The organism is Sphingomonas sp. BL-S-28 (genome assembly GCF_055521515.1).
Genome location: NZ_CM145484.1, coordinates 3,137,467 through 3,162,893 on the forward strand (window position 1 = coordinate 3,137,467; position 25,427 = coordinate 3,162,893).

The following is a 25,427-nucleotide window of genomic DNA, read 5'->3' on the forward strand; positions in this document are numbered from 1 at the left end:
GTCCCGAAAGATCAGCCTGCGACAGCAGCAGCCACTTCGGCTGCGAAGTCGGTGACTTCCTTCTCGATGCCTTCGCCGAGCTGGAAGCGGACGTAGTCCTTCAGCACGATCTTGGCACCGGCGTCCTTGCCGGCCTGATCGACGACCTGCTGGATCGGCGTCTTGTTGTCCATGACGAAGACCTGCGAAAGCAGAGCGTTTTCCTTGGCGTACTTGGCGATCGCGCCATCGACCATCTTGGCCTGCACGGCTTCGGGCTTGCCCGATTCGGCGGCCTTTTCTTCGGCGATCTTGCGCTCGCGAGCGATCAGCTCGGCGTCGAGATCGTCGGCGTTAAGGGCCAGCGGGAAGGCAGCGGCGATGTGCATCGCGATCTGCTTGCCGAGGGCTTCGAGAACGTCAGCCGAGGCTTCCGATTCGAGAGCGACGAGAACGCCGATCTTGCCGAGGCCAGGAGCGGCAGCGTTGTGCATGTAGGGAACGACGAGGCCCTGAGCGACTTCGACGGTCTTCATGCGGCGAACCTGCTGGTTCTCGCCAATGGTCGCAACGTTGTTGGTCAGCGCGTCGCCAACGGTGCCGCCGCCCGGATAGGCAGCAGCCTTGAGGGCTTCCACATCGTCGCCGGCAACGCCGAGAGCGACTTCGGTGGTCTTGCGGACGAAGTCCTGGAACTGGTCGTTCTTCGCAACGAAGTCCGTTTCCGAGTTCACTTCGACGGCAACGCCCTTGGTGCCGGTGACGGCAACGCCAACCAGACCTTCGGCAGCCGTACGGCTGGACTTCTTGGCGGCAGCGGCCAGACCGCGAGCGCGCAGCGCGTCGACAGCGGCTTCGAGATCGCCACCGGTTTCGTCCAGAGCCTTCTTGCAGTCCATCATGCCGGCGCCGGTGCGCTCGCGCAGGTTCTTCACGTCAGCGGCGGTGTAAGCCATCGCTCAAATCCTCTTGCTTGGGTCGAACCACATTGCTGTGGCCTAAAAATGGATGCGCGCCAGGCCCATTGGACCCGGCGCGCGACAATTCCATGACGAAAAAGTCGTCGCCGGACCTATCAGGCCTCGACAGCTTCCTCGACCGGCACGTCCATGGCGCCGATGTCGGCACCGCTCTGGACGAGCGCGTCACGACCGCCCTTGGTGGCAGCCTGAGCGATCGCGTCGCAGTACAGACGCACGGCGCGGCTGGCGTCGTCGTTGCCCGGGATCGGGAACGCGATGCCGTTCGGGTCGACGTTGGTGTCGAGCACGGCGATGACGGGGATGCCGAGGACGTTGGCTTCCTTGATCGCCAGCGCTTCCTTGTTGGCATCGATCACGAACATCACGTCCGGGATGCCGCCCATGTCGCGGATACCGCCGAGCGACAGCTCAAGCTTGTCACGCTCACGCGTCAGCTGAAGGACTTCCTTCTTGGTGAGACCGGCGGTGTCACCCGAAAGCTGCTCTTCAAGAGCCTTGAAGCGCTTGATCGAGCCCGAGATGGTCTTCCAGTTGGTGAGCATGCCGCCCAGCCAGCGGTGGTTGACGTAGTGCTGACCGCAAGCGCGGGCGGCCTGAGCGATCGGCTCCTGAGCCTGGCGCTTGGTGCCGACGAACAGCACCTTGCCACCGGCCTGAACAGTGGCCTGCACGAATTCGAGAGCGCGCGCGAAAAGCGGCACGGTCTGCGAAAGGTCGATGATGTGGATGCCGTTGCGCGCGCCGAAGATATACGGCTTCATGCGCGGGTTCCAGCGGTGGGTCTGGTGACCGAAGTGAGCGCCGGCTTCGATGAGCTGCTGCATGGTGACGACAGGTGCCGCCATAAGGTAATTCCTTCCGGTTTGACCTCTGGGAAGCTGGAACCAGGCGGAAGTCCGTAGACTCTGGCCGCCAAAGGCACCGGTATGTGTGCTTCCCATGTGGATTGCCCGAATCGCGAGAGACCGCGAATTCGATCCCTGCTTCAAGCGGGGCCGCCCTTAGTCCCGTTCGCCCGGGAAATCCAGCCCCAATCGCATCGTTCCGCCGAACGCAGCCTGCCACCGGGCCGTCGCACGCCGGTTATCCCGGTGAAACCACATGCTCCTCACAGCTTTTCCACAGAGAAGCCCACATGCGGCCGGCACATCACCGGCACACCAAGGCAACCCGCAAATTCAAACAAGGCCCCGAGCGCCGGAGATTGAAGCCCTGCCCCGTGCAGCTTCGGTGCCATCGGCGCATGGGCTCATGAAGTGAACGAAATGGATCCCGCCATCAGCAATCCGGGAAGGAAGACCGAACCCTTCCCTGAGAACAGGGCGTCGCGGCGCAAAACCGACCCATTATGACACACTATTGGTCAATTTTTGCCGCCCTGGCCGGAAAGCCCCGGCAACGCCCTAAAAAGCAGCGTGCTTACAGCCGCTTAGCGGTTCGGCATTTTCGTCTTGACAGCGATCGAACAAACAGAGAACAAATGTCTAGACGGAACATTGATAGAACAAGAGTCGGTTTTCCACAAGCCGGGACTCCCGCCGCATCGGCGTCGACGGCTCGAAAGGATTGATCATGACTGCATTTGCTGCCTGCCTCTTCGCCCTCACCGCGCTGGCCTCGGCACTGGCGATCATGGCGACGCTTCGCCGCTACGGGCACAGCGCGCTCGCGCTTCCGGCCCGGCTTGCCGCCTGCCCGGAAACGCTGACGATTCATTGGGCCATGGTGGAACGCGTAACGGTGCCGACGCTCGGCACCCTGCGCCGCGATCGCGTTACACGTCGCCGTGCGCAGACGCTGCAGCGTCCGGGGCTGGACTGGCCGTGCGGGGAACTCGCCGCCTGACCTTCAGGTAAGTCGAGATGCCGATCGGAATCAGCGCGAGATAGACGATGGTGATGACGCCCAGCGTCCACCACGGCTCAAGCCAGAGCGCCGCCACGGTCATGCCGATCAGAGCTATGACGACCAGGCGCAAGCTTGCCGGCGGCCGCATCCGCGACCAACTGAGCGTCGGCAGGTTGGAAATCATCAGAAAAGCCATCAGCACCATCCACACGCCAACCAGAACCGGGTTGGCGAAGATGGGTTCGCCGCTGGCGATCCACAGATAGAGCGGCAGGAAACCGAGCCCTGCGCCAAGCGGTGCGGGAACGCCGGTCAGGAAACCGGCCTGCTTGTGCGGCTGGTCCAGCATATCCATCCGCGAATTGAAGCGGGCAAGCCGCAGGACGCAGCAGATCGCGAACGCGAGCGCAGCGATCCAGCCAAGGCTGGGAAGCTGATGCAGCGACCAGAGATAGACGATCAGCGCCGGTGCGACGCCGAACGAAATGGAATCGGCCAGACTGTCCAGTTCGGCACCGAAGCGCGTCTGCGCCTTCAGCATCCGCGCCGCGCGGCCATCGATCCCATCGAGCACGCCCGCCAGGATAACCGCGTAAACCGCCCGCTCATAATCGTTGCCGATCGCGAAACGAATGCCGGTCAGGCCCGAGCACAGCGCCGCGGCCGTAATCGCATTGGGCACGAAAGCCCGCACCGAAAGCCCGGCGCCAAGGCGGCCGCGGCGTTGCAACCGGGCCATCCTGAGGTCGCCGGACTCGTCGATCACTGCGAAATACCCTCGATCACCGGTGCTGCGCCGATTTCGGCAAGCACGGTTTCGCCGGCGACGATGCGCTGGCCCATCAGCACCTTGGGCTCTGTACCGGCAGGCAGATAAACGTCGACGCGGCTGCCGAAGCGGATCAGGCCGATGCGCTGGCCGGCGGCGATGATGTCGCCGGGTTTCACGAACGGCACGATGCGGCGCGCCACCAGCCCTGCGATCTGCGTGAAGCAGATGCGCTGGCCATCACCACGCTCGATCAGGATGTGCTGGCGCTCGTTCTCTTCGCTCGCCTTGTCGAGATCGGCATTCATGAAGCGGCCGGGGATGTAGATCACCCGGCGCACGGTGCCGCCGATCGGCGCACGATTGATGTGCACATCGAACACGCTCATGAAGATCGAGATGCGCGTTACCGGCTCGGTCGACATCGGCTGCGATCCGCTGCCGTCTTCCACGGTCAGTTCGCGCGGCGGCGGCACTTTGCCGATCAGCGTGACCAGACCGTCCGCCGGTGCGACAACGAATCGGTCGTCCTGCGGCGTCACGCGCACGGGGTCGCGGAAGAAGGCCAGTACGCAGAGCGTCAGCACCGCGAGCGGCCAACCGACCCACGGGCCGACCAGCAACCACGCGACGAGCGCGACTACGCCGGCGATGGCGCCGAACTTGCGACCTTCGGGATGAATCGAGGGCCAGTTCCAGGACGCTTCACCGCGTCCCTGATTATCAAGAATGTCTCCGGGCATCGCCTTCCTCTAATGACAGTGCACCGCTCCCGCAATGCCGGGGGACCGCGATCCGTTCCCGGCCGGGGAAAGATACGGGCACGAATGTCAGCGCACTCTCAAGGAGTTCGTGCAACTTGACCGACGATGGAGGGTGGCCCCGAAGGGAAGGCTCTTGCCGAGAGAGCATCTGGTGGTGGACAGGGCTGGATTCGAACCAGCGTACGCTTGCACGGGCAGATTTACAGTCTGCTGCCTTTAACCACTCGGCCACCTGTCCACACCAGTTGCTGGCGGCGGAAAACCGACCCCGAAGGAGCGGAACCCGCAGTGTTTCGAAGCGCCGTTGCCAGTGCCTCGCTGCCGAGGAGGGCGCCTATGTAGAACCTGGCCTTGCCTGTCAATGGGGGTACTGGCAGGAGCGGCACAGATTTTTCGAAAAGGATATTTTTCATGAGCAATCGTAGCGACCGGGACGGCGGAAAGCCCGGAAAGGCGCTGCGCGGGCGCGCCGGCCGTATGAAGAACGGGCGCGGCAGCGGTCGTGCCAGCACGGGAATGGTGCGCCTTTGGGGCCGTCACGCCGTGGAAGCGGCGCTGAAGAACCCCGATCGTACCCATAGAAAGCTGTGGGCAACTCGAGAGGGAGTCGAATCTCTCGATGGCGAACTTCCCTCCGACTTCCCCGTAGAGTGGGCACAGCCCGCCGACCTGGCCCGACTCGTCGCGCGCGATGCGCCGCATCAGGGCCTCGTCCTCGAATGCGAACCGCTGGACGACATTTTTATCGACGACGTTCTTGATGGCGATCCCTCGCGCCCGGTGGTCGTGCTCGATCAGGTGACCGACCCGCACAATGTGGGCGCCATCATGCGCTCCGCCGTTGCCTTCAACGCCTGCGCCATCGTCACGCAGGACCGTCACGCCCCGCCCGAATCGGGCACGCTGGCGAAAAGCGCATCGGGTGCGCTGGAAATCCTGCCTTGGGTGCGCGTGGTGAACCTTGCGCGCGCGCTCGAAGAGATTGCCGAGGCCGGCTACTGGCGAATCGGCCTGGACGGGAACACGGAAACCACGCTGGGCGACGCCCTCCCCGCCGGCCCGGTCGCGCTCGTCCTCGGTGCCGAAGGCGATGGCATGCGCCACAATATCGCCCAGCACTGCGACGCCATCGCCAAGCTGCCGATCAACGAGGCGATGGAGAGCCTGAACGTCTCCAATGCCGCCGCCATCTCGCTCTACGCCGTGGCCACCAGACCCGGCGACTGATTCGAGGGGCCGCACGCACTATCGACAGGAGGGGGCGTCGTGGGATGCTCCCTCCCCGGCATCGCCAAAGACAATCGCCTGCGATCATCGCAAGCACACGGGGCAAGCACGCAGGGCAAGTACAGGGGGCAACGACATGACATCGACCGAACGGCGCAATCCGCAACGACGCTTGCTGGCCGGCCTTGCCGTAACGGCACTGGCGATGCTGGCCGCCGCCTGCATTTTCGTGCCCGGCAAGTTTTCCTCCCAGCTGGACCTCAGGAACGATCGCAGCTTCCGCTTCGCCTATACCGGTGAGATCGTGATGATCCCCCTGCAGAAGTCCAAGGAGACCGCATTCGAGCCCGATGCCTGCCATGACGACAACTATGACGAGCGCGCCTGCACCAAGGACGAACTCGCCGACCAGAAGAAGTCATGGGAGGAATCGCGCGCGCAAAAGGCAAAGAGCGATGCAGAGGCCGCCAAGGCGCTGCTCGGCGGAATCGACCCCAACGATCCCCGCGCGGGCGAGGAACTGGCCGCCAAGCTGCGGCGTCAGGTTGGGTGGACCAAGGCAATCTATGAGGGCGACGGCCGCTTCGATGTCGATTTCGAGCTGCAGGGCAAGCTGGACCACGATTTCGCCTTCCCGACCATAGAGGGCTTCCCGATGGCCAATGCCTTCGTCCAGCTCTCGCTGCGGCAGGATGGCAGCGTGCGGGTGGATGCCCCCGCATTCGGCCCGTCCAAGGGATCGGGCAACATGATGGGATCGATGCTGTCCGGCCTGGCGAGCGGAAGCGATGCAGCCGATGCCGACACTACGGCCGAGGCGGACGGCACATTCGCGATCACCACCGATGGCCAGATCCTGGCCAACAATACCGATGAAGGCCCGCAGAGCGGCCCCAACGGCCACGTGCTCACCTGGGCGGTGAATGCCCGCACCCCTGCCGCGCCCACGGCGCTGATCAAGCTGAAGCCCTGATCCGATCCAACGGGGCGTCGATCGGGCGACCCTTCCCATTTCCAGACGCAAAAACGCCGCGCCAACCTTATGGTTGGCGCGGCGTAATTACTTCAGCCTGCGAGGCGTGACAGGCCGCCGGAACAGCTGCTTAGTTGACAGCGTCCTTCAGGCCCTTGCCGGCCTTGAACTTCGGCTGAGCCGAAGCCTTGATTTCCATCGGTTCGCCGGTGCGCGGGTTGCGACCGGTCGAAGCCTTGCGCTTGGCAACCGAGAAGGTGCCGAAACCGACCAGGCGAACTTCATCGCCCTTCTTCAGCGCGCCCGAAATGGCTTCGAAAACGCTTTCCACTGCCTTGGTGGCGTCGCTGCGGGTAAGGCCACTCGAGTCTGCGACCGCGCCGATGAGATCGTTCTTGTTCATTATTGGGTACCCCCTAACCTTTCAGTGGAAACAGGATGTGATGGGATAATTTAGGATTCGCCTCTGAGCGGCACGGAATTGAGCGGTTTTTGCCGACGCTGTCAAAGCCTAAACAAGGCCGAAACGCGCAGTTTATCGTGTTTTTCCGCCACTCAGATGACGTTTTCGACAATTGCGATGCCTAGATACCCGGCGGAGAACCGGCCCGCAGGCCCAAGCGCCCGGTCAGGGCAGGCTTTCCCCTGTGATTCCAGAGCGCTCCACCCACTATCTGCGCTGATTCGCCTCATGAAATGAGAGGGGGTGAATTTTCCGCATGGGGATAGTCGTATTGCCTGCAGACGCAAAAAAAGGCGGTTCGATAAATCGAACCGCCTTTCTGGCTGCCCCGCCCTTTCAGGTGGAGCAATCGGCCAAAGCTTACGCCTTGACTTCGTTGACGCGGCGCTCGGCGATGCGGGCGCGCTTGCCGGTACGACCACGCAGGTAGTACAGCTTCGCACGACGCACGACGCCGCGACGGACAACGGTGATCGAATCGATGTTCGGCGAGTAGAGCGGGAAAACGCGCTCCACGCCTTCACCGAAGCTCATCTTGCGAACGGTGAAGTTCGAACCCATGCCACGGTTCGAACGCGCGATGCACACGCCCTCGTAAGCCTGGACGCGGGTACGGGTGCCTTCAACCACCTTCACGCCGACGCGGACGGTGTCGCCCGGGCGGAAGGTCGGGATATCCTTGGCGGCCTTGGCAATTTCCTCGGCCTCGATCTGCTGAATCAGGTTCATGAACCTAAGTCCTCGTTTTTGCGCCGCGCACCAGAGGCAGACTGGCCCCGAACGTCACTGCGACGTTCCCAAAGGTCCGGCCTGCGTGACCGTGTATCTTCCTCCGCCTGTCGTTTCCGCCAGGCGGCGATCTTCGCATGATCCCCCGATCGCAGCACTTCAGGGATCGTGCGCCCTTCCCACTCGGTGGGCCGGGTAAACTGCGGGTATTCGAGAAGACCGTCCTCGAACGATTCCTCGGTCCCGCTGGAAGCCGCGCCCATTACGCCGGGAAGCAGCCGAATGCAAGCGTCTAACAGCAGGATTGCCGCGGGTTCGCCGCCCGAAAGCACCGCATCGCCGACCGACATCTCTTCCACTTGGCGGCCTTCGAAGATGCGCTCATCGAAACCTTCGAAGCGTCCGCACAGAATGGTGACGCCGGGGCCGTCCGCCAGTTCGCGCACGCGGGCCTGCGAAATGGGCTTCCCACGCGGCGTCATGGCGATGATCGGCGCATCGGGGTTGATCGAGCGGGCATGGTCGATCGCAGCGGCCAGAACGTCCACCTTCAGCACCATGCCGGCGCCGCCGCCTGCGGGCGTGTCGTCCACGGTGCGGTGCTTGTCGGTGGTGAAATCGCGAATGTGGACGGGGTTCATGACCCACTTCCCCTCCGCCAATGCCCTGCCCGCCAGGCTGATGCCAAGCGTGCCGGGGAACATTTCCGGATAGAGGGTGAGGACGGTGGCGTTGAAAGTCATGCCCCCGCGCAAAGCCCAATTCGGCGGTGGCGGCAAGAGGAAAGCGCCGGATTTACGCCCTTCAGAGTGGTTCCCATACCTCCGCAGGCAGGAAACCACGATCGGCGGCGACCTCCTCTCGCAGCCATTCGCGCAGGCGCTCTATCTTGCGCACGCCCACGCGGCTTTCCGAATGGATCAGCCATTGCGCCGGGCCGGGATAGTAGAGCGTGTCGAAAGGCTGGACGAGCCGCCCCGCTTCCAGATCGGCGCGCCAGAATAGGGGAGACATCAACGCGATGCCGAACCCTTCGCGCATCGCCGTCGCCTCCTGAAGCTGGTTGTCGAACACGATGCCGGTGCGCGGCGGTGGCGGCGTGCCGATCCCGGCGGCGGCAAACCAGCCTGCCCACCAGCGGTCGTTCGGCGCGAAGCGCTCAACTGCCAGGAGGTCTTCCGGCTTTTCGATGCGATTCTTTTCGAGGAAGACGGGCGCACAGATCGGAGAGAAGTGCTGGCGGAAGAGAAATTCGGCCCGGAGACCATCCCACTTGCCGTAGCCGACGCGGATCGCCGCATCGTAGGGTGAGGTCGCCAGATCGACGACTTCGTTGCTGAGCGACATGCGCACCGCCAGATCGGGATGGCGCAACTGGAACCGGCCGATCCGCTCGCTGATCCACGTCGCGCCGATGGAGACCGAGGCGTTGAGCGAAAGCACGTCCTCATCTTCGCTCCACACCGCTGCGAAGGCGTCGGTCATCGACGCGAAGGCGCCGGTCAGGGAGGGCAGCAGACGGCGCCCGACATCGGACAGATGCACCCTGCCCTTTTCGCGCACGAACAGCGGCTTGCCGACGCGGTCCTCCAACTGGCGGATCTGGTAGGAGACCGCCGCCTGCGTCATCCCCAGTTCCTCCGCCGCGCGCGAGAAATTCTCGTGGCGGCCGGCAGCCTCGAAAGCGCGGATGGCGGCAAGGGGCGGCAGGCGATCCATGTCGAGATGATAAGCCAGCCTTATAACCCTTGCCAGAGGCTTTGTTGGCGAAATGACGCTCGATCAAGCAGATTCCTTCTCATCCGATGGAGGAACCGGACAATGCAGGATCAACACTTCATGCAGCAGTGGAATGCCGGCCATGACCGGTTTTCCGAAGATTTCGATAGCCTGGCCCGCAAGCTCTTCGCCGCCATTGGCAGTGGCCTGCGCGGCTGGCAGCGCAAGGACCCAGACGACAAGAACCGGCACCCTGCCTCGCAGGAATGCCCTTTGGCCCGCCGGGCCCGACTGACAGGGATCGGCATCCTCGCCGGGGTTCTGGCAGGGTCAACGCTGGCTATGGTGGCGCCGCTCGTAACCGCGCTGGATTGCCCGCAGCAGGCCAACGAGATCTGCATCAGGGCGGCGCTCGCCTGAAACTTCACAAGAACCTGAAAGCAGAAAGGCCGCCCCGAAGGGCGGCCTTTCCTTTATTCTTCCGCGAAGGCGGCGTTGATGACCAGGCGTTCGTGATCCCACTCGGGAACGGCGGTGGGGGTCATCGGCACCATGAAGCGGCGCCGCTTCCCGTCCTCGCCCACCGGACGCTCGATCTCGATCACATCGCCGGCACCGAAGTTCTCTACCCCGATGCAGATGCCGAGTTCGTCACCCGCGTCGGAGACGGCGCGCAGGCCCAGCAGGTCGGCGTGATAGTACTCGCCTTCCTCCAGTTCCGGCATCGACGCGCGCGACACGGTGAGCGCGGTGCCGCGCAGCTTCTCGGCAGCCGTGCGATCCGGCACTTCCTCGAAACGCGCAATCGCACCGCCCTTGCCGTCATCGCGCAGCTTGGCGAGCGTCAGAGTGGAATCGTTAAAGGCGCGGTAGCGCTTGAGCGCCGCCACGCCTTCACCGAACAGCTTGAGGCGAACCTCGCCCGTCACGCCGTGCGCGCCGGTAACGGCAGCAAGCGTGACGGGGCGGTCTTGACCAGCCATCTGGATCTAACCTGAAGCTTAGGCTTCGGTCGATTCCTCGGCAGCTGCTTCAGCCGGAGCTTCTTCAGCGGCCGGAGCGGCAGCAGCAGCGGCTGCAGCTTCTTCAGCTTCACGCAGCTTCTCGGCCTTTTCCTCGGCGCGGTCCTTGGCCTTCTGGCCCGGCTCGCCCTTCTTGGCGTTCACGGTAGCGGCGCGCTCCTTGATGCCGGCCTTGTCGAGCAGGCGGGCAACGCGGTCGGTCGGCTGGGCGCCAACGCCGAGCCAGTAACGCACGCGGTCTTCGACCAGACGCACGCGGTTTTCGTCGTCCTTGGCGAGGATCGGGTTGTAGGTGCCGACCTGCTCAAGATACTTGCCGTCACGCGGAGCGCGCGAGTTGGAGACGACGATCTTGTAGTAAGGACGCTTCTTCGCGCCACCGCGCGACAGACGGATCGAAACGGACATTGCTCTACCTTTCCTTCAAATCTTCAAAAATTACTTCTTAAGAAACTTGCTAAGATCGGGGCCACCGAGGCCGGGCATACCGCCGCCCCCAAGGCCGCCACCCAGCCCGGGCATGGCAGCATCGAGGCCGCCCTTGCCGAACATCGCGGCCAGCCCCTTGAGGCCGCCCATCTTCTTGATCTGCTTCATGGCCTTGGACATCTCCATGTGCATTTTCAGCAGCTTGTTGACGTCCTGGACATTGGTGCCCGAACCGTTGGCGACGCGGATCTTGCGCTTGGCGTTCAGCAGCGCGGGATTGGCGCGCTCCTTCGGCGTCATCGAACCGATGATCGCATCCATGCGCAGCAGCACGCGGTCGTCCATGCCGGAAGCCTGCATTGCCGCCTTGGCCTTCTTCATGCCCGGCATCATGCCGGCCAGAGCGCCAAGGCCGCCCATCTTCTGCATCTGGCTGAGCTGGGTGCGCAGGTCGTTCATGTCGAACTTGCCCTGCTCCATGCGCTTGGCCAGCGCTTCGGCTTCCTCGACCTTGACCGCTTCGGCCGCCTTTTCGACGATCGAGACGATATCGCCCATGCCGAGGATGCGGTTGGCAACGCGGCTGGGGTGGAAGACCTCAAGGGCCTCCATCTTTTCGCCGGTGCCCGCGAACTTGATCGGCTTGCCGGTAACGGCTCGCATCGACAGTGCCGCACCGCCGCGCGCATCACCATCCATACGGGTGAGCACGACGCCGGTCAGATCGACTTCGCCGGCGAACGACTGCGCGACGTTGACCGCGTCCTGACCCGTCAGCGAGTCGACCACGAGCAGCGTTTCACGGGGGTTCGAGATGGCGGCAACCGCCTTCATCTCGTCCATGAGCTGGGTATCGACGTGGAGACGGCCGGCGGTGTCGAGCAGCAGCACGTCCACGGCCTGAAGGCGGGCGGACTGCATCGCACGGGTGGCGATCTCGGTCGGCTGCTGGCCGGCGATGATCGGCAGCGTGGCGACGCCCACCTGCTCACCCAGAACGCGAAGCTGTTCCTGCGCGGCCGGACGGTTGACGTCCAGCGAGGCCATCAGGACCTTCTTGCCCTGCTTCTCCTTCAGGAGGCGGGCAATCTTGGCAGTGCTGGTGGTCTTACCCGAACCCTGCAGACCGACCATCATGATGACAACGGGCGGAACCGCCTCAAGATCGAGTTCGGCGGTCTGGTCACCGCCGAGCATCTCGATCAGCGCGTCATTGACGATCTTGACGACCTGCTGGCCGGGCGTGACCGACTTCAGAACCGACTGGCCGACAGCCTTTTCGGTAACCTGATCGACGAAGCGGCGCACGACGGGGAGCGCGACATCGGCTTCGAGCAGCGCGATGCGCACTTCGCGCATGGCATCGCGAACGTCCTGCTCCTTGAGCGCGCCGCGGCCACGCAGCTTGTCGAAAACGCCACCAAGACGATCAGACAGGCTGTCGAACATGCCAAACTCCTTTTCGGCAGCCGCAGCCGCCAGAACGCCAAAAACGCCGGTGGGCGAAACCTCGCTGACCGACGTGACGGAAACCTTATGCGAAAAACGCCGGCGGACGAAACCTCGTCGGCCAGCGTATCGCGTTTCCGCGAAACTGATATGTCGAAATAACCGTCTTCGAACAATCTTGGAAAGCTATTTCGGTGAAATGGTGGAGCCTAGCGGGATCGAACCGCTGACCTCCTGCATGCCATGCAGGCGCTCTCCCAGCTGAGCTAAGGCCCCAATCATTTCATCGGATCGACCCGGGAGGTTCGATCCGTTTCCCGCGTTTCGGCCAGTCGCTGTGACTTGCCTTCGCTTGGGAGGCCGCCCTCTAGATGGGGTTCTCCGGACTGGCAAGAGGAAATTTTCACACGCCCGTTATTTTTCGGATGGAGGCCAGAAAAGCAATCCAGCGCCCCTTATACCCAATGGCGACACCCACCGCGCTCATCCTGAGCTTGTCGAAGGATGGAAGCCCGGCGCTACGCCGCAGGGGGCTTCGACGGGCTCAGCCTGAGCGGGATCGGGAGCAACGAGGTCGGACAAGTTTGCCGCAAAAAGAAAGGGCGCGGCCGCCGAAGCGCCGCGCCCTTTTCCTTGATGGATGCGTACCGAGACTTACTCGTCGCGATCGCCGTCGTCGTCGCCGCCGCCGATACCGAGATCGTCGTCACCGCCGAGGTCGACGTCGTTGTCCGGCGAATCGCCGTCCTCATCGATGTCCAGATCCTCTTCGGCGAGATCCGAATCCTCGGTCTCGACGACTTCCTTCTTCTGGATTTCCTCATAGGGAATCGGCTGCTTGGACTTCAGCACCGGCTCCGGGTGCCACGAATGGCCGCACTCGATGCAGGTGACCGGGTCGTCCTTGCCCAGGTCGTAGAAGCGGGTGCCGCATTTCGGGCAGCCGTGCTTGGCGCCCCACTCAGGCTTTGCCATGAAATGTCCTCATACTGCGCGCCCGAAGAGTACGGGCGAGAATTCCGTGTCTTGATGGGAGGGCCGGCGCGCAAAATCAAGCACCCCGGCACCATCAGGGCGCGCGCCTTGCCATAGGCCGCACCCGCTGTCAAAAGCCCCGCGATTTTGCGCCCCTCCAGTATCGAGAGAAGCACGCCCGTGAGCCACGACACCACCACCCCCATGCGCCCCCGCCGTTTCCTGCCCGCAGGTCCGCTGAAGGGCAGGATTCGCGTGCCGGGCGACAAGTCGATCAGCCACCGCTCGATCATGCTGGGCGCGCTGGCCGTGGGCGAAACCCGCGTGACCGGCCTGCTGGAAGGTGAGGACGTGCTGGCCACCGCCGCCGCCATGCGCGCCATGGGCGCCAGCGTCGAACGCGTCGGTGACGGCGAATGGCGGGTGAACGGCGTGGGCGTCGGCGCCCTGCTCCAGCCCGAAGGCCCGGTGGACATGGGCAATTCCGGCACGTCTACCCGCCTGCTGATGGGCCTTGTCGCCAGCCATCCGATCAATGTCAGCTTCACTGGCGACGCCTCGCTCTCCAAGCGCCCGATGGGCCGCGTGATCGATCCGCTGTCTGAAATGGGCGCCAGCTTCGAAGCCAGCGAGGGAGGCCGCCTGCCGCTGATCGTGCGCGGCGCTTCGCCGGCCGTACCGATCACTTACCGCCTGCCGGTCGCCTCCGCTCAGGTAAAGAGCGCCATCCTGCTCGCCGGCCTCAACACGCCGGGCGAGACTACCGTGATCGAACCGGTGCCGACGCGCGACCATTCCGAGCGCATGCTCAAGGGCTTCGGCGCCGATCTCACCGTCACCGTGGAAGCCGACGGCACCCGCGTCATCACCATCAAGGGTGAGGCCGAACTGAAGCCGCAAGTGATCGAAGTGCCGGGAGACCCCTCCTCGGCCGCCTTCTTCATCGTGGCCGCACTGGTGACACCGGGCAGCGAAGTCGTGATCGAGAATGTCGGCCTCAACCCCACCCGTGCCGGCCTTGTCGAAGTGCTGCGCCAGATGGGCGGCCAGATCGAATTCCTGAACGAACGCGAAGTCGGCGGCGAGCCGGTGGCGGACCTGCTGGTCAAGCACTCGGCGCTCAAGGGTATCGAAGTCGATCCCGCGATTGCGCCGGCCATGATCGACGAATTCCCCGTCCTCTTCGTCGCCGCCTCGCTGGCCGAGGGCGTCACCGTCACCAGCGGCCTCGACGAACTGCGCGTGAAGGAATCGGACCGCCTCGCCGCCATGGCCGCCGCCCTGACGCTGGCCGGCGCGAAGATCGAGGAGCGCGAGGACGGCCTTGTCATCACCGGCACCGGCGGCGCCCCGCTGCCCGGCACTGCCGGCGACGCGCAAGTCACCACCCACCTTGACCACCGCATCGCCATGTCGATGGCAATCGCCGGTCTCGTCAGCAGCGGCGGCGTGGAAGTGGACGACACCCGCCCGATCGCCACCAGCTTCCCCAATTTCGAGGACCTGCTGGCCAGCCTCGCCGGATAAGGGCATTCTCGCAGCGGGCAGCTCCGTCCCGGACGCCGCCCGCTGACGGGAGCCCGCATGATCCTCGACCTGCCGGAATGGCTCAGCAACACCCTTGGCTTCACCGGCACGGCGTTCTGCATCATCGCCTATGCCTACATCACTTATGAGGACAACCCGAACCGCTACCTCCAGCACGGGCTGAACTTCGTAGGCGCGGTGCTGCTGCTGATTTCGCTGATGGTGAACGTGAACCTGCCCTCGATCGCGATGGAAGGGCTATGGGCCATCGTGGCCGGCTGGGGGCTGATGAAGGCCTTCCTTTCGCGCCGCGAAAGCACGTGAAACGGCGCATCCCGATTCATCCGGTTACCTTTCGACAAGGATCATGGGCATAGCCTCCGGCTTGAAAGGAGGCTGTCATGGAATCGAATCGGGCGCCCAGCTTGCGCCGATATCTGGGCGCGCTGCCCCTGCCCCTGCTGGCCACGCTTACCCTGATCCTGCCGCTGATCGGCGCCAGCCTTGGCCTCGCAGTGGTCATGGTGGCTTGGCTGGCCCGCGATTCCGGGCGTTTCGAGCAGGAACTGATCGAGATCTATGGTGCGGACAGCCCCGAACTCACCACCCCGGAAGCCTGACCGCCACTTGCCTAGCCCGGCCTGAGGGGCCATGAGCCCCGGATGATTATCGCCGTAGACGGACCTACCGCTTCGGGCAAAGGCACGATTGCCAAGGCCCTCGCCCACCATTTCGGACTGCCCCACCTCGACACCGGCCTGCTCTATCGCGCGGTCGGCCGTCAGTGCTTCCTTGACGGCGGCAACCCCGATGATCCCGTGGACGCCCTTGCCGCCTGCGCCTTCCCCGAAGGCCTGCTGGAAGACCCCGAACTGCGATCCGAAGCCAGCGGGGGGCTGGCAAGCCGCGTCTCGATCCACCCCACGGTGCGACAGGCGCTCTACGAACGGCAGCACGCCTTCGCCACCCAGCCCGGCGGCGCGGTGCTCGACGGCCGCGACATCGGCACGGTGATCGCGCCGGAGGCCGAGGCCAAGCTGTTCGTCGTCGCCTCGGTCGAAGCACGCGCCCAGCGCCGCTTCCTCGAAATGCAGGCCCATGGCCGCGAGGTCACCCTGGAAGAGATCACTGCCGACCTTGCCGCGCGGGACGAGCGCGACCGCAATCGCAAAGACGCTCCGTTGATGGCCGCCCCTGATGCCATCGAGATCGACACCTCGGAACTGAAGCGCGAGGAAGCGATCGCCGCCGCCATCGCCGCGGTGGATGCGCTGAAGCAGGATTGACCGGCCGAAGAATGCGACGAAACCGCGTCGCATCGGCCTATTTCCTTGCATTTCGCCCCTCATGCGCGTAGGGGCCGCCGGTCTGGAGAACCGCAAGGTTTGAAGGACGCCGTGGACGGCATTCGGCCCCCACGGCGGTCGGCCCTTTTGGCCCGGGTTTCGCAATGGTGCGAAGCGCGGAGGAAAGACCGGCGGATCAAACCGCCAGGCCGGAAAAAACTAAACAGGAATCAACCTTTAATGGCTACTTCTGCCAATCCCACCCGCGACGATTTCGCGAAGATGCTTGACGACCAGCTCGGCGGCGTTGCCGACGACGGTTTCGAAGGCCGCGTCGTCAAGGGTACCGTCACCGCCATCGAAAACGACAAGGCCGTCATCGACGTGGGTCTGAAGAGCGAGGGCCGCGTTGCCCTGCGCGAATTCGCCCGTGGCGAAGGTGAGCATGGTCTCAAGGTCGGTGACGAAGTCGAAGTTTACGTCGACCGCGTCGAGAACGCCGACGGTGAAGCGATGCTGTCGCGCGACCGCGCACGCCGCGAAGCCGCCTGGGACAAGCTCGAAAACGAATTCGGTGAAGGCAAGCGCGTCGAAGGCGTGATCTTCGGCCGCGTCAAGGGCGGCTTCACCGTCGACCTCGACGGCGCCGTTGCGTTCCTCCCCGGCTCGCAGGTCGACATCCGCCCCGTGCGCGACGTCACCCCGCTGATGGACGTGCCGCAGCCCTTCCAGATCCTGAAGATGGATCGTCGCCGCGGCAACATCGTCGTGTCGCGTCGCGCCGTTCTCGAAGAAACGCGCGCCGAACAGCGCAGCGAGCTGATCGACAAGCTGAGCGAAGGCCAGGTTATCGAAGGCGTCGTCAAGAACATCACCGACTACGGTGCGTTCGTTGACCTCGGCGGCATCGACGGCCTGCTCCATGTCACCGACATGAGCTACAAGCGCGTCAACCACCCGAGCGAAGTGATCGCCATCGGCGACACCGTGAAGGTGCAGATCATCCGCATCAACCAGGATACCCAGCGCATCAGCCTCGGCATGAAGCAGCTCGAAAGCGATCCGTGGGAAGGCGCAGCCGTCAAGTACCCCGTGGGCGCCAAGCTCACCGGCACCGTCACCAACATCACCGAATACGGTGCGTTCGTGGAACTGGAAGCCGGCATCGAGGGCCTTGTCCACGTTTCGGAAATGTCCTGGACCAAGAAGAACGTCCACCCCGGCAAGATCGTCTCGACCTCGCAGGAAGTCGAAGTGGTCGTGCTCGAAGTCGATTCGGACAAGCGCCGCATCTCGCTCGGCCTCAAGCAGGCTCAGCAGAACCCCTGGGAAGCCTTCGCTGAGAAGCACCCCGTTGGTTCGACCGTCGAAGGCGAAGTCAAGAACGCTACCGAATTCGGTCTGTTCATCGGCCTCGACGGCGACGTGGACGGCATGGTTCACATGTCGGACATCGCCTGGGGCATCTCGGGCGAAGACGCGCTGGCTCTGCACCGCAAGGGCGAGCAGGTTTCGGCCGTGGTTCTCGACGTCGACGTCGAGAAGGAACGCATCAGCCTCGGCATGAAGCAGCTTGAGCGTGGCGCTCCGGCCGCTGGCGGCGTTGCCTCTTCGACCGGTGGTAGCTCGCTGCGCCGCAACGAAGTCGTCACCGTCACCGTTCTCGAAGTTCGCGACGGCGGCCTGGAAGTCCAGGCTGGCGACGATGGCGCCACTGGCTTCATCAAGCGTTCGGACCTCGGCCGCGACCGCGACGAACAGCGCCCCGACCGCTTCCAGGTCGGCCAGAAGCTGGACGCCATGGTCACCGGTTTCGACCGTTCGAAGAAGCCGACCTTCTCGGTCAAGGCTCGCCAGCTTCACGAAGAAAAGGAAGCTGTCGAACAGTACGGTTCGTCGGACTCGGGCGCTTCGCTCGGCGACATCCTCGGCGAGGCCCTCAAGAACCGTTCGTAAGAACGTTCTGGGCTTCACCGCGAGGTGAATCAGTAAAGGCCCGTCCGGAGCAATCCGGGCGGGCTTTTGCTTTTTGGGGGTTCGCGCGGAGGCGCGGAGTGCGCGGAGAAAGTGAAAAAGGAAGATTCGCGCAAAGGCGCGAAGGCGCAAAGAGGTTCTGCTTTGGCGAAGGCATTCGTCCCGTCGAAGGGTCGGCATAGGCCCGGCAACAAGACGAAAGCGGCTTCGCCGCAAACGCGACACCTTTGCGCCTTCGCGCCTTTGCGCGAATTCTTGATCTCTTCTCCGCGAACTCCGCGCCTCCGCGCGAACCCGTCCCCTCCTGCCCTTTCCCCAACAGCCCCGAGGGTCTACATCCCGCGCCAAGGAGAGACCCCATGCTCGAAGTCCACCAGTTCCCCTGCCTCAGCGACAACTACGGCTATCTGCTGCACGATTCCGCCAGCGGCGAAACCGTGTGCATCGATACCCCGGATGCCGACGAATATCTGAAGCAGGCCGCCGCCAAGGGCTGGCAGATCACCCAGATCTGGAACACCCACTGGCACCCGGACCACGCCGGCGGCAACGGCGCCATCAAGGCGGCGACCGGCTGCACGGTGACCGCGCCCGAAGGCGATGCCGGCAAGATCGCAGGCGTCGACCGCCGTGTCGATCAGGGCGATTCGGTGAAGATCGGCGACTGGACCGCACAAGTTCTCGACGTCGGCGGCCACACGCTGGGCCACTGCGCCTACTGGCTGCCCGAAGCGCAAATCGCTTTCGTGGGCGACTCGGTCTTCGCGCTCGGCTGCGGCCGCATGTTCGAAGGCACTGCGCCGCAGTTCTGGGAAAGCCTCCAGCGCATCAAGGCGCTGCCGGCCGATACGATGCTCTACTGCGCGCACGAGTACACCGCGTCGAACGCAAAGTTTGCGCTGCACGCCGATCCGGACAATGCCGAACTCGCCGCCTATGCCGAGGACATCACCCGCGCCCGCGCCGCCGGCATTCCCACCGTGCCCGCCAAGCTCGGCCGCGAACTGCTGACCAACCCGTTCCTCCGCGCCGACGATCCAGCCCTGCAGGCGCGCTGGGGCGGCCATGACGCGGTGGAAACCTTCGCCGCGCTGCGCGAAGCCAAGAACACGTTCTGAGACCGATTAGCCCCCGATGACCTTTCGCAAGTTCGCCCCCCTCCTCGCGCTCGCCACCCTGCTGACGAACGCTGCTCCAGCCATGGCATCGAGCACGATCGTCACCTCTCCGCAGGCCCTGCCCGCCGCGCATGACGTGCCGCGCGTGTTCCTGGGCGGCAGCATCGACATGGGCAGCGCCACCGACTGGCAGGCCGATCTGATCAAGGCCCTGTCGAACGAGAACGTGGTGATCCTCAACCCGCGCCGACCCGACTGGAACCCGGCGTGGAAGCCCGAGGCGAGCGAGCCGGAATTCCGCCGTCAGGTCGAATGGGAACTCTCCGCGCTGGACAGTGCCGACGTGATCGTCATGTACCTCACGCCCGGCACGCAGAGCCCGGTGAGCCTGCTCGAACTCGGCCTTCATGCGCGGGGCGGCAAGCTGGTGGTACTCTGCCCCGATGGCTTCTGGCGCAAGGGCAACGTCGACATCACCGCCGCGCGCTATGGCGTGACGCAAGTGGCGACAATGGAGGAACTGCTGGCGACCGTGCGCCAGCGGGTTCACGGCTGGAAGAAGTAAACGCTCACCCTCGCCCTCGTCCTAAAACCCCGTCGTCCCCGCGTAGGCGGGGACCCCGCTTGTTCTTGCCGGCGTGGCGAAAAGGAAGCGGGGCCCCCGCCTTCGCGGGGGCGACGATACAGTTTATCGTCATGGGCAGGGTTTGGTCGTTTGCTGGAGGGCTCGCCCCCTCACCTCACTTGTAAACGATCCGCACCTTGCCCGCTGCCTCAGCCGCAACCCGGCGCGCCGTATCGGTGTCCCCGGCCAGCGCCAGTGCAACGCCCATACGGCGGTAGGGGCGCGTTACAGGCTTGGCGAAGACGCGCAGGTCTACTTGGACACCCGGCGTCGCCAAGGCATCGGAAAGCCCCTCGTAGGCGAAGGAAACGCTATCCCGATCGGCGAGGATCACCGCCGAGGCGCTGGGGCCATGGAGCGTGACTTCCGGAATCGGCAAGCCAAGGATCGCCCGCGCATGGAGGTCGAATTCGGACAGGTTCTGAGAGATCAGCGTGACCATGCCCGTATCGTGCGGACGCGGCGAGAGTTCGGAGAAGATCACCTCTTCGCCCTTCACGAAGAACTCGACGCCGAACAGACCATAGCCGCCCAGATCGTCCACCACCTTGCGCGCCATGTCCTGCGCGGCGGCAATGGCGGCAGGCGCCATCGGCGTCGGCTGCCACGATTCCTGATAGTCGCCGCGCTCCTGCCGGTGGCCGATCGCCGGGCAGAACGACACGCCCTCACGGCTGCGCACGGTCAGCAGGGTGATCTCGTAATCGAAAGCGACGAACTCCTCGACGATCACCCGCTTACGGTCGCCGCGCATGTTGGCGACGGCGTAGTCCCACGCCTTCTCCAGATCGGCGGCATTGCGCACCGTGCTCTGGCCCTTGCCCGATGAGGACATCACCGGCTTGATGACGCAGGGCAGCCCGGTGTGCTCGGCACCGGCCAGCACTTCGTCCAGGCTTTCGGCATAGCGATAGCGCGAGGTGCGCAGGCCCAGTTCGACGGCGGCCACTTCGCGGATGGCATCGCGATTCATGGTCATCTGCGTGGCGCGCGCGGACGGCACGACGCAGAAACCTTCCGCCTCCACTTCGGCCAGCACTTCGGTGCGGATCGCCTCGACCTCGGGCACGATGAAGTCCGGTTTGTGCTTCTCGATCGCGGCGCGCAGGCGTTCGCCGTCGAGCATCGAGAAGACCTCGAAGCCGTCCGCCACCTGCATCGCCGGCGCGCCTTCATAGGCGTCGCAGGCAATGACTTCGCAGCCCAGGCGCTTGGCCGAAATGACGAATTCGCGCCCCAACTCGCCCGAGCCGAGCAGCAGGATCTTCGCGGTATATGCCATGACGGCCGTTCCTTTCGTTTGGAGGCAAGATCTGCCCCATATTCTGCATGCTCGCCCGCACAAGAAGTTTCCGCTTCTTCGTCATTGCGAGCGGAGCGAAGCAATCCAGGGCGGTTTAGGCGGCTCTGGATTGCTTCGCTCCGCTCGCAATGACGGAGGAAAGCGTAGACTGATCAAATGACGTAAGCGGCTAGAGCAGCGTCCCGGAGAGAATGGCAAGCGCAATGCTGAAATAGATCACCAGACCCGTAACATCGACCAGCGTCGCCACGAACGGTGCGGAGGCGCTGGCGGGGTCGAAGCCGAGCCGTTGTAGCGCAAAGGGCAACATCGAACCCGCCAGCGACCCGAAGGTGACGATGCCCACCAGCCCGGCCGATACGGTCGTGGCGATCAGCACCCAGTGCTCGCCATAGTCGTAGAAGCCGAGCTGCTGCCACAGCGCGATGCGCGCGAAGCCGACCACGCCGAGGATACCGCCCAGCACCATGCCGGCCGGCAATTCGCGCAGCGCCACGCGCCACCAGTCGCGCAGCCGCACCTGCCCGACGGCGAGGGCGCGGATGATCAGCGAGGTCGCCTGGCTTCCGCTGTTGCCGCCAGAGCTCATGATGAGCGGGATGAACAGCGTCAGCACCACGGCGCGTGCCAGTTCGTCCTCGAAATGTTGCATGGCGCTGGCGGTGAGCATTTCGGAGAGGAACAGCACGCTAAGCCACCCTGCCCGCTTGCGGATCATCGCGAAGAAGCCGGTTTCGAGGTAGGGCTTGTCCAGCGCCTCCACGCCGCCGAACTTCTGCACATCCTCGGTATGCTCCTCGACCAGCGCGTCGAGCACGTCGTCCACGGTAACGATGCCGAGCGGACGGCCCTCCTCGTCCACCACGGGCAGCGCCAGAAGGTCGTGCCGGCGGATCAGGTGCGCCACTTCCTCGCGATCGGTATCGGGCGCGACGACCACGGGTTCGCGGTCGCGTCCGAGATCGAGCGCGGGATCGTCAGGCTCTGCGGCGATCAGGCGGCGCAGCGAAATGGTCGATTCGAGCCGCCCCGCCTTGTCGACCAGGAACACCGAATAGACCGTCTCGCGGCTGCGTTCGACCGTGCGGATCAGGCGCAGCACATCACCGACGGTGGCATCGGCGGGCGCGGCGACGAACTCGGTCGTCATCATGCCGCCGGCGCTATCCTCCGGCCATGCCAGCAGCTTGGAGAGCGAGGTGCGCACATCGGGCGCCAGCGCGGCGAGGAAGCGCGCAGCCAGATCCTCGTCCATTTCCGCCAGAACGTCGGCCGCGCGGTCTTCCGCCATTTGCGAGACGAGCCGGACCGCGCGCGGGAACGGCAGCAGTTCCAGCACCTCAGGGGCGCAGGAGAATTCCGGCCGGTCCAGCGCCGCCACGGCGCGCACGTCCGCCATGCGGCCCAGCTTGGCAGCCGCCTCGGCGGGAGACAGTGCCTCCAGCATCTCGACGATATCGGCAATGTAGAGCCCGCGCTTCACGGGCCGGGGGCCGGCCATCACGCCGGCGAGCAGGTCGTTCACCATCATTCAAACCTTTCGTCCGCACGACCCGGGCGGACGATGGCCAGCGAGAACTAGCCAGCGCCCTTGGGGCGTGCGGTCCTACTGGAACTGTCGCTTGACATGTCCTCGCTTCCTGAAACTTGCGCGGCACGATTGGCCGTGCGGGCGCCGCTCTGATCCCAAACCGCGCCAAGGTCAACCTCGATTGCACATGACTGCGACACGTTCCCGTTACGGCACGAAAAAGGCCTCCGCGCAGCTGCGCGGAGGCCCTCTCGATCCGACCCGGATCAACCGGGTCAATCCTTCGTCACTGCACGGTGAAATCGAAGATACGCGCGGTCATCGCACCCGAGGAACCGCCGCCGGCCAGCGAGTAGATGAAGCCATATTCGCCGGGCTCAAGCGGCTGCGCGAGTTCGACCTTGTAGACGCCGGGACGCACCAGTTCGTGGCGGAACTCGATGCGATCCTTGTCCATCACGCCGGACTTGGCGCCGGCAATGTTCATGCTGCCGACGCGGGCTTCGCGGCGGCCGTCCTTGCGGGTAAGGTGAACGAGCGTCAGTTCGGCCGGCGATGCGACCACAGTGTTGGTGCCGCTGGCCCATGCGCTGGCATCGCTGCCGTTCGATTCAGCCGAGAAGAAGTAGAAGCGCGGCTGGCGCGACACCGGCACGATCGACGTCTCTTTCTGGATCGCCGCCTTCACGCTCATCGAGGCGATGCCGCCGGTGAGCGCGTAGCCCAGGATGCCCCCTGTCTTGGCCTGGTTGGTGACGGTCGGCTCCATCCGCTTCATGTGCGGGCCGCCGATGTCCTGAAGCGCATAGAGCCCGGCCGGATGCGGCACGCGGGGATCGGGCGAATCGAGCGAAAGCTCTGCCTTTGCCTGATAGCGATTGGCGATCATCGCCGCGATCACGGCGGACGAGACGCCCTGCTTGCGCAGCGCGATCATGTCGTCGGTCGAAAGGTCGAAGTCCACCTTGTCGGCATTGATCTTGGCGACGATGGCGTCGTCTCCCAGCCCGAGCTGGGTCAGTTGCAGCGCGTCCTGCTTGCTCAGCGGATGCGTGGCGGCAAGCACCGGTGTTGCGACCAGCATCAAGCCGGCCGCGATAGTCGCAGCAATTTTCATGTTTCCCCCTTGTTGCAAGCCCGATGGGCCTGCCCTCGCTCAATAAGGAGGCGGGGTAATTGTCAACTTAACGGGATCCTGCGTTTGCCGCGATTACATCAATTTCATCGCCCCGGATGGCGTCAGACCGACATGAAAAAAGCCCCCGTGCGAACACGAGGGCTTTATCTTGTCCGGTTACCGGCAGGCGGCGGGATCAGATCCCGGCGATCGCCTTGTCGACCAGTGCCTTGTCGGCATCGGCCGAGTGGTTGGCCTTGATCAGATCGCCGGCGGCCAGCGCGGCAGCAGCAGCGGCCTTGCGGCGAAGGTCGGTGATCGTGGCCAATTCCAGCGCCGAGATCTTCTCTTCCACCATCTTGTGACGGCGGGCGATCAGTTCGGTGGTGTCGGCTTCAGCCTTAGCGACGATCGCTTCGGCTTCATGCTGAGCGTGCTCAAGCATGGCCGCGGCGTCCTTTTCGGCGTTCGCGATCTTGTCGGCATATTCCTTGCGCAGGGCTTCCGCCTCGGCACGCAGGGTCTTGGCCTCTTCGAGGTGCGCCTTGATCTGAGCGATCCGCGAATCCAGACCACCCGAAATCAGCTTGGGCACGCCCTTCCAGATCATGATCAGGATGAGCACCAGCATCGAAGTGCTGACGACGGCAACCGGCGGGGCAACGCCCAGCAGCGCGGGTTCCGCGTGCTCGACGGCGGTGTGCGCCTGATTGCCGGCGGCTTCGTGAGCGACGGGTGCGGCGCCCGATTCAGCGGCAGTGTTCTCAGCCATGAGCGAGGCTCTCCTTCACGGCGCTGCGCACGGCGGTCTCGTCCAGCGAGAGGCCGGCAACGCGGCTGACGATATCACGCGCGGCGTCGGCGGCAACGCTCTCGATCTCGGCAGCGGCCGAACGGCGCGCCTCGTCGATGCGCTTTTCGGCGGCGGCCAGATCGGCGTCGATGCCGACCTGCGCGGCGTTCAGACGGTCCGCGGTGGCGGCGCCGGCCTTGCCACGGGCCGCGGCGATGAGGCCCTGGGCCTCGGCGCGGTTCGCGTTTTCACGCGTGCGCCAGGCTTCCTCTTCCGCGTCGGCGCTTTCGCGCAGCTTTTCGGCGGTGGCGAGGTCCTCGGCAATCTGCTTGTCGCGCGATGCGACGGTATCCATCACCTTGGGCACCATGCCGCGTCCAACGACGAAGAAGGTGATGGCGAAGAAGATCAGCATCCAGAAGATCTGGCTGGCGTAATATTCGCCTAGCTGTGCGATCTGAGGCATGTGTCAGCCCTGTCCCGAGGTAGCCGGTAAAAATCTTGCATCCGGTGGCCCGGCCGCGGCACCAAAGGGTTCGCGCGGCCGGATCGGATCAGTGCGCTGGATCAGGCGAAGATCAGCAGCGCGGCAACGACGAACGAGAGCAGGCCGAGAAGTTCGGCGCCCGCGAAGCCGATGAAGAGACGGCCCTGCTGGGCGTCGGCAGCGCCGGGGTTGCGCAGCGCGCCTTCGAGGAACTTCGCGAAAACGTTACCCACGCCGATCGAGGCGAGGCCGCAACCGATCGCAGCAAGACCGGCACCAAGCAGCTTTGCAGCATCTGCTTCCATTACAAAAACTCCCTTTGGAAAAGTCTAATAAG

Annotated in this window: 29 protein-coding genes and 2 tRNA genes; 11 read left to right on the forward strand and 20 right to left on the reverse strand. The window is 64.4% G+C overall.

All coding sequences use genetic code 11. The annotated features are described in order from the left end of the window. Positions 1-11 precede the first annotated feature (11 nt). Together tsf and rpsB are read right to left on the reverse strand one after the other, a co-directional pair. Entirely contained in the window at positions 12-935 is a 924-nt protein-coding gene (gene tsf / locus ACZ1JC_RS23370) for a translation elongation factor Ts (protein WP_465137890.1), read from the reverse strand. A 119-nt stretch (positions 936-1,054) separates the two neighbouring features. After that, a complete protein-coding gene (gene rpsB / locus ACZ1JC_RS23375; protein WP_142632790.1) occupies positions 1,055-1,807 on the reverse strand; it encodes a 30S ribosomal protein S2 in 753 nt (250 codons plus the stop codon). Between the two features lie 727 nt (positions 1,808-2,534). Here rpsB and ACZ1JC_RS23380 point away from each other — a divergent pair. Next, entirely contained in the window at positions 2,535-2,807 is a 273-nt protein-coding gene (locus ACZ1JC_RS23380) for a hypothetical protein (protein WP_465137889.1), read from the forward strand. Here ACZ1JC_RS23380 and ACZ1JC_RS23385 read toward each other — a convergent pair. The 3 genes from ACZ1JC_RS23385 to ACZ1JC_RS23395 form a co-directional block, all read right to left on the reverse strand. Then, entirely contained in the window at positions 2,737-3,576 is an 840-nt protein-coding gene (locus tag ACZ1JC_RS23385) for a CDP-alcohol phosphatidyltransferase family protein (RefSeq protein WP_465137888.1), read from the reverse strand. The two genes, ACZ1JC_RS23380 and ACZ1JC_RS23385, sit on opposite strands and share 71 nt — an antisense overlap. After that, the gene (locus tag ACZ1JC_RS23390; protein WP_395394313.1) at positions 3,573-4,322 is read right to left on the reverse strand and encodes a phosphatidylserine decarboxylase; all 750 of its coding nucleotides are present in this window, start codon (positions 4,320-4,322) and stop codon (positions 3,573-3,575) included. The genes ACZ1JC_RS23385 and ACZ1JC_RS23390 overlap by 4 nt, the downstream gene beginning before the upstream one ends. A gap of 173 nt (positions 4,323-4,495) precedes the next feature. Next, positions 4,496-4,581, reverse strand: a tRNA-Tyr gene (locus tag ACZ1JC_RS23395). Positions 4,582-4,754: 173 nt separating this feature from the next. Between ACZ1JC_RS23395 and ACZ1JC_RS23400 the strand changes: the two genes are divergently transcribed. Both ACZ1JC_RS23400 and ACZ1JC_RS23405 read left to right on the forward strand, forming a co-directional pair. Continuing rightward, entirely contained in the window at positions 4,755-5,570 is an 816-nt protein-coding gene (locus ACZ1JC_RS23400; RefSeq protein WP_465137887.1) for a TrmH family RNA methyltransferase, read from the forward strand. Positions 5,571-5,706: 136 nt separating this feature from the next. Next, complete coding sequence (locus ACZ1JC_RS23405; protein ID WP_465137886.1) at positions 5,707-6,543, forward strand: hypothetical protein; 837 nt, start codon at positions 5,707-5,709, stop codon at positions 6,541-6,543. Positions 6,544-6,673: 130 nt separating this feature from the next. Here ACZ1JC_RS23405 and ACZ1JC_RS23410 read toward each other — a convergent pair whose 3' ends face one another. From ACZ1JC_RS23410 to ACZ1JC_RS23425, 4 genes are all read right to left on the reverse strand, one after another. Next, positions 6,674-6,946 carry an HU family DNA-binding protein gene (locus ACZ1JC_RS23410; RefSeq protein ID WP_465137885.1) on the reverse strand — a complete coding sequence of 91 codons (273 nt, stop codon included), beginning with the start codon at positions 6,944-6,946 and terminating at the stop codon, positions 6,674-6,676. Positions 6,947-7,366: 420 nt separating this feature from the next. Continuing rightward, complete coding sequence (gene rplS / locus ACZ1JC_RS23415; RefSeq protein WP_465137884.1) at positions 7,367-7,735, reverse strand: 50S ribosomal protein L19; 369 nt, start codon at positions 7,733-7,735, stop codon at positions 7,367-7,369. Beyond that, a complete protein-coding gene (gene trmD, locus ACZ1JC_RS23420; RefSeq protein WP_465137883.1) occupies positions 7,732-8,478 on the reverse strand; it encodes a tRNA (guanosine(37)-N1)-methyltransferase TrmD in 747 nt (248 codons plus the stop codon). The genes rplS and trmD overlap by 4 nt, the downstream gene beginning before the upstream one ends. A gap of 61 nt (positions 8,479-8,539) precedes the next feature. Further along, a complete protein-coding gene (locus tag ACZ1JC_RS23425; RefSeq protein ID WP_465137882.1) occupies positions 8,540-9,454 on the reverse strand; it encodes a LysR substrate-binding domain-containing protein in 915 nt (304 codons plus the stop codon). A gap of 102 nt (positions 9,455-9,556) precedes the next feature. Between ACZ1JC_RS23425 and ACZ1JC_RS23430 the strand changes: the two genes are divergently transcribed. Continuing rightward, positions 9,557-9,874: a hypothetical protein gene (locus ACZ1JC_RS23430; RefSeq protein ID WP_465137881.1), complete on the forward strand. Its 318-nt coding sequence runs from the start codon at positions 9,557-9,559 to the stop codon at positions 9,872-9,874. 53 nt (positions 9,875-9,927) lie between these two features. Here ACZ1JC_RS23430 and rimM read toward each other — a convergent pair whose 3' ends face one another. From rimM to ACZ1JC_RS23455, 5 genes are all read right to left on the reverse strand, one after another. Beyond that, positions 9,928-10,437: a ribosome maturation factor RimM gene (rimM, locus tag ACZ1JC_RS23435; RefSeq protein ID WP_465137880.1), complete on the reverse strand. Its 510-nt coding sequence runs from the start codon at positions 10,435-10,437 to the stop codon at positions 9,928-9,930. An 18-nt stretch (positions 10,438-10,455) separates the two neighbouring features. Continuing rightward, complete coding sequence (rpsP, locus tag ACZ1JC_RS23440; RefSeq protein WP_086493416.1) at positions 10,456-10,884, reverse strand: 30S ribosomal protein S16; 429 nt, start codon at positions 10,882-10,884, stop codon at positions 10,456-10,458. 30 nt (positions 10,885-10,914) lie between these two features. Next, complete coding sequence (gene ffh, locus ACZ1JC_RS23445; RefSeq protein ID WP_465137879.1) at positions 10,915-12,354, reverse strand: signal recognition particle protein; 1,440 nt, start codon at positions 12,352-12,354, stop codon at positions 10,915-10,917. Positions 12,355-12,554: 200 nt separating this feature from the next. Continuing rightward, positions 12,555-12,630: transfer RNA gene (locus ACZ1JC_RS23450), tRNA-Ala, on the reverse strand. Positions 12,631-13,008: 378 nt separating this feature from the next. Further along, positions 13,009-13,329, reverse strand: coding sequence for a TIGR02300 family protein (locus ACZ1JC_RS23455; protein ID WP_465137878.1), 321 nt, complete (start codon positions 13,327-13,329; stop codon positions 13,009-13,011). 204 nt (positions 13,330-13,533) lie between these two features. Between ACZ1JC_RS23455 and aroA the strand changes: the two genes are divergently transcribed. From aroA to ACZ1JC_RS23490, 7 genes are all read left to right on the forward strand, one after another. Then, complete coding sequence (gene aroA, locus ACZ1JC_RS23460) at positions 13,534-14,856, forward strand: 3-phosphoshikimate 1-carboxyvinyltransferase (protein ID WP_465138510.1); 1,323 nt, start codon at positions 13,534-13,536, stop codon at positions 14,854-14,856. Between the two features lie 57 nt (positions 14,857-14,913). Further along, on the forward strand, positions 14,914-15,180 hold the full coding sequence (locus tag ACZ1JC_RS23465) for a CBU_0592 family membrane protein (RefSeq protein WP_465137877.1): 267 nt from the start codon (positions 14,914-14,916) through the stop codon (positions 15,178-15,180). Between the two features lie 77 nt (positions 15,181-15,257). After that, entirely contained in the window at positions 15,258-15,476 is a 219-nt protein-coding gene (locus ACZ1JC_RS23470; protein ID WP_465137876.1) for a hypothetical protein, read from the forward strand. A 42-nt stretch (positions 15,477-15,518) separates the two neighbouring features. Next, positions 15,519-16,142 (forward strand): (d)CMP kinase, encoded by a 624-nt coding sequence (locus tag ACZ1JC_RS23475; RefSeq protein ID WP_465137875.1) that lies wholly within the window; start codon positions 15,519-15,521, stop codon positions 16,140-16,142. Between the two features lie 240 nt (positions 16,143-16,382). After that, positions 16,383-18,098 (forward strand): 30S ribosomal protein S1, encoded by a 1,716-nt coding sequence (gene rpsA, locus ACZ1JC_RS23480; RefSeq protein WP_465137874.1) that lies wholly within the window; start codon positions 16,383-16,385, stop codon positions 18,096-18,098. A gap of 377 nt (positions 18,099-18,475) precedes the next feature. After that, the gene (gene gloB, locus ACZ1JC_RS23485; RefSeq protein WP_465137873.1) at positions 18,476-19,234 is read left to right on the forward strand and encodes a hydroxyacylglutathione hydrolase; all 759 of its coding nucleotides are present in this window, start codon (positions 18,476-18,478) and stop codon (positions 19,232-19,234) included. A 16-nt stretch (positions 19,235-19,250) separates the two neighbouring features. Next, entirely contained in the window at positions 19,251-19,799 is a 549-nt protein-coding gene (locus ACZ1JC_RS23490) for a nucleoside 2-deoxyribosyltransferase domain-containing protein (RefSeq protein ID WP_465137872.1), read from the forward strand. Positions 19,800-19,974: 175 nt separating this feature from the next. Here the strand turns inward: ACZ1JC_RS23490 and purT are convergent, their stop codons facing one another. The 6 genes from purT to ACZ1JC_RS23520 form a co-directional block, all read right to left on the reverse strand. After that, positions 19,975-21,141 (reverse strand): formate-dependent phosphoribosylglycinamide formyltransferase, encoded by a 1,167-nt coding sequence (gene purT, locus ACZ1JC_RS23495; protein ID WP_465137871.1) that lies wholly within the window; start codon positions 21,139-21,141, stop codon positions 19,975-19,977. A gap of 190 nt (positions 21,142-21,331) precedes the next feature. Further along, positions 21,332-22,693 carry a magnesium transporter gene (gene mgtE, locus ACZ1JC_RS23500; RefSeq protein WP_465137870.1) on the reverse strand — a complete coding sequence of 454 codons (1,362 nt, stop codon included), beginning with the start codon at positions 22,691-22,693 and terminating at the stop codon, positions 21,332-21,334. 286 nt (positions 22,694-22,979) lie between these two features. After that, positions 22,980-23,810, reverse strand: a complete 831-nt coding sequence (locus ACZ1JC_RS23505) for a hypothetical protein (protein ID WP_465137869.1) — start codon at positions 23,808-23,810, stop codon at positions 22,980-22,982. A 196-nt stretch (positions 23,811-24,006) separates the two neighbouring features. Further along, positions 24,007-24,582, reverse strand: a complete 576-nt coding sequence (locus tag ACZ1JC_RS23510) for a F0F1 ATP synthase subunit B family protein (protein WP_465137868.1) — start codon at positions 24,580-24,582, stop codon at positions 24,007-24,009. Continuing rightward, positions 24,575-25,069 carry a F0F1 ATP synthase subunit B family protein gene (locus tag ACZ1JC_RS23515; protein ID WP_465137867.1) on the reverse strand — a complete coding sequence of 165 codons (495 nt, stop codon included), beginning with the start codon at positions 25,067-25,069 and terminating at the stop codon, positions 24,575-24,577. The genes ACZ1JC_RS23510 and ACZ1JC_RS23515 overlap by 8 nt, the downstream gene beginning before the upstream one ends. A 101-nt stretch (positions 25,070-25,170) precedes the next feature. Beyond that, positions 25,171-25,395, reverse strand: a complete 225-nt coding sequence (locus tag ACZ1JC_RS23520) for a F0F1 ATP synthase subunit C (protein ID WP_142632765.1) — start codon at positions 25,393-25,395, stop codon at positions 25,171-25,173. Positions 25,396-25,427: the final 32 nt, after the last annotated feature.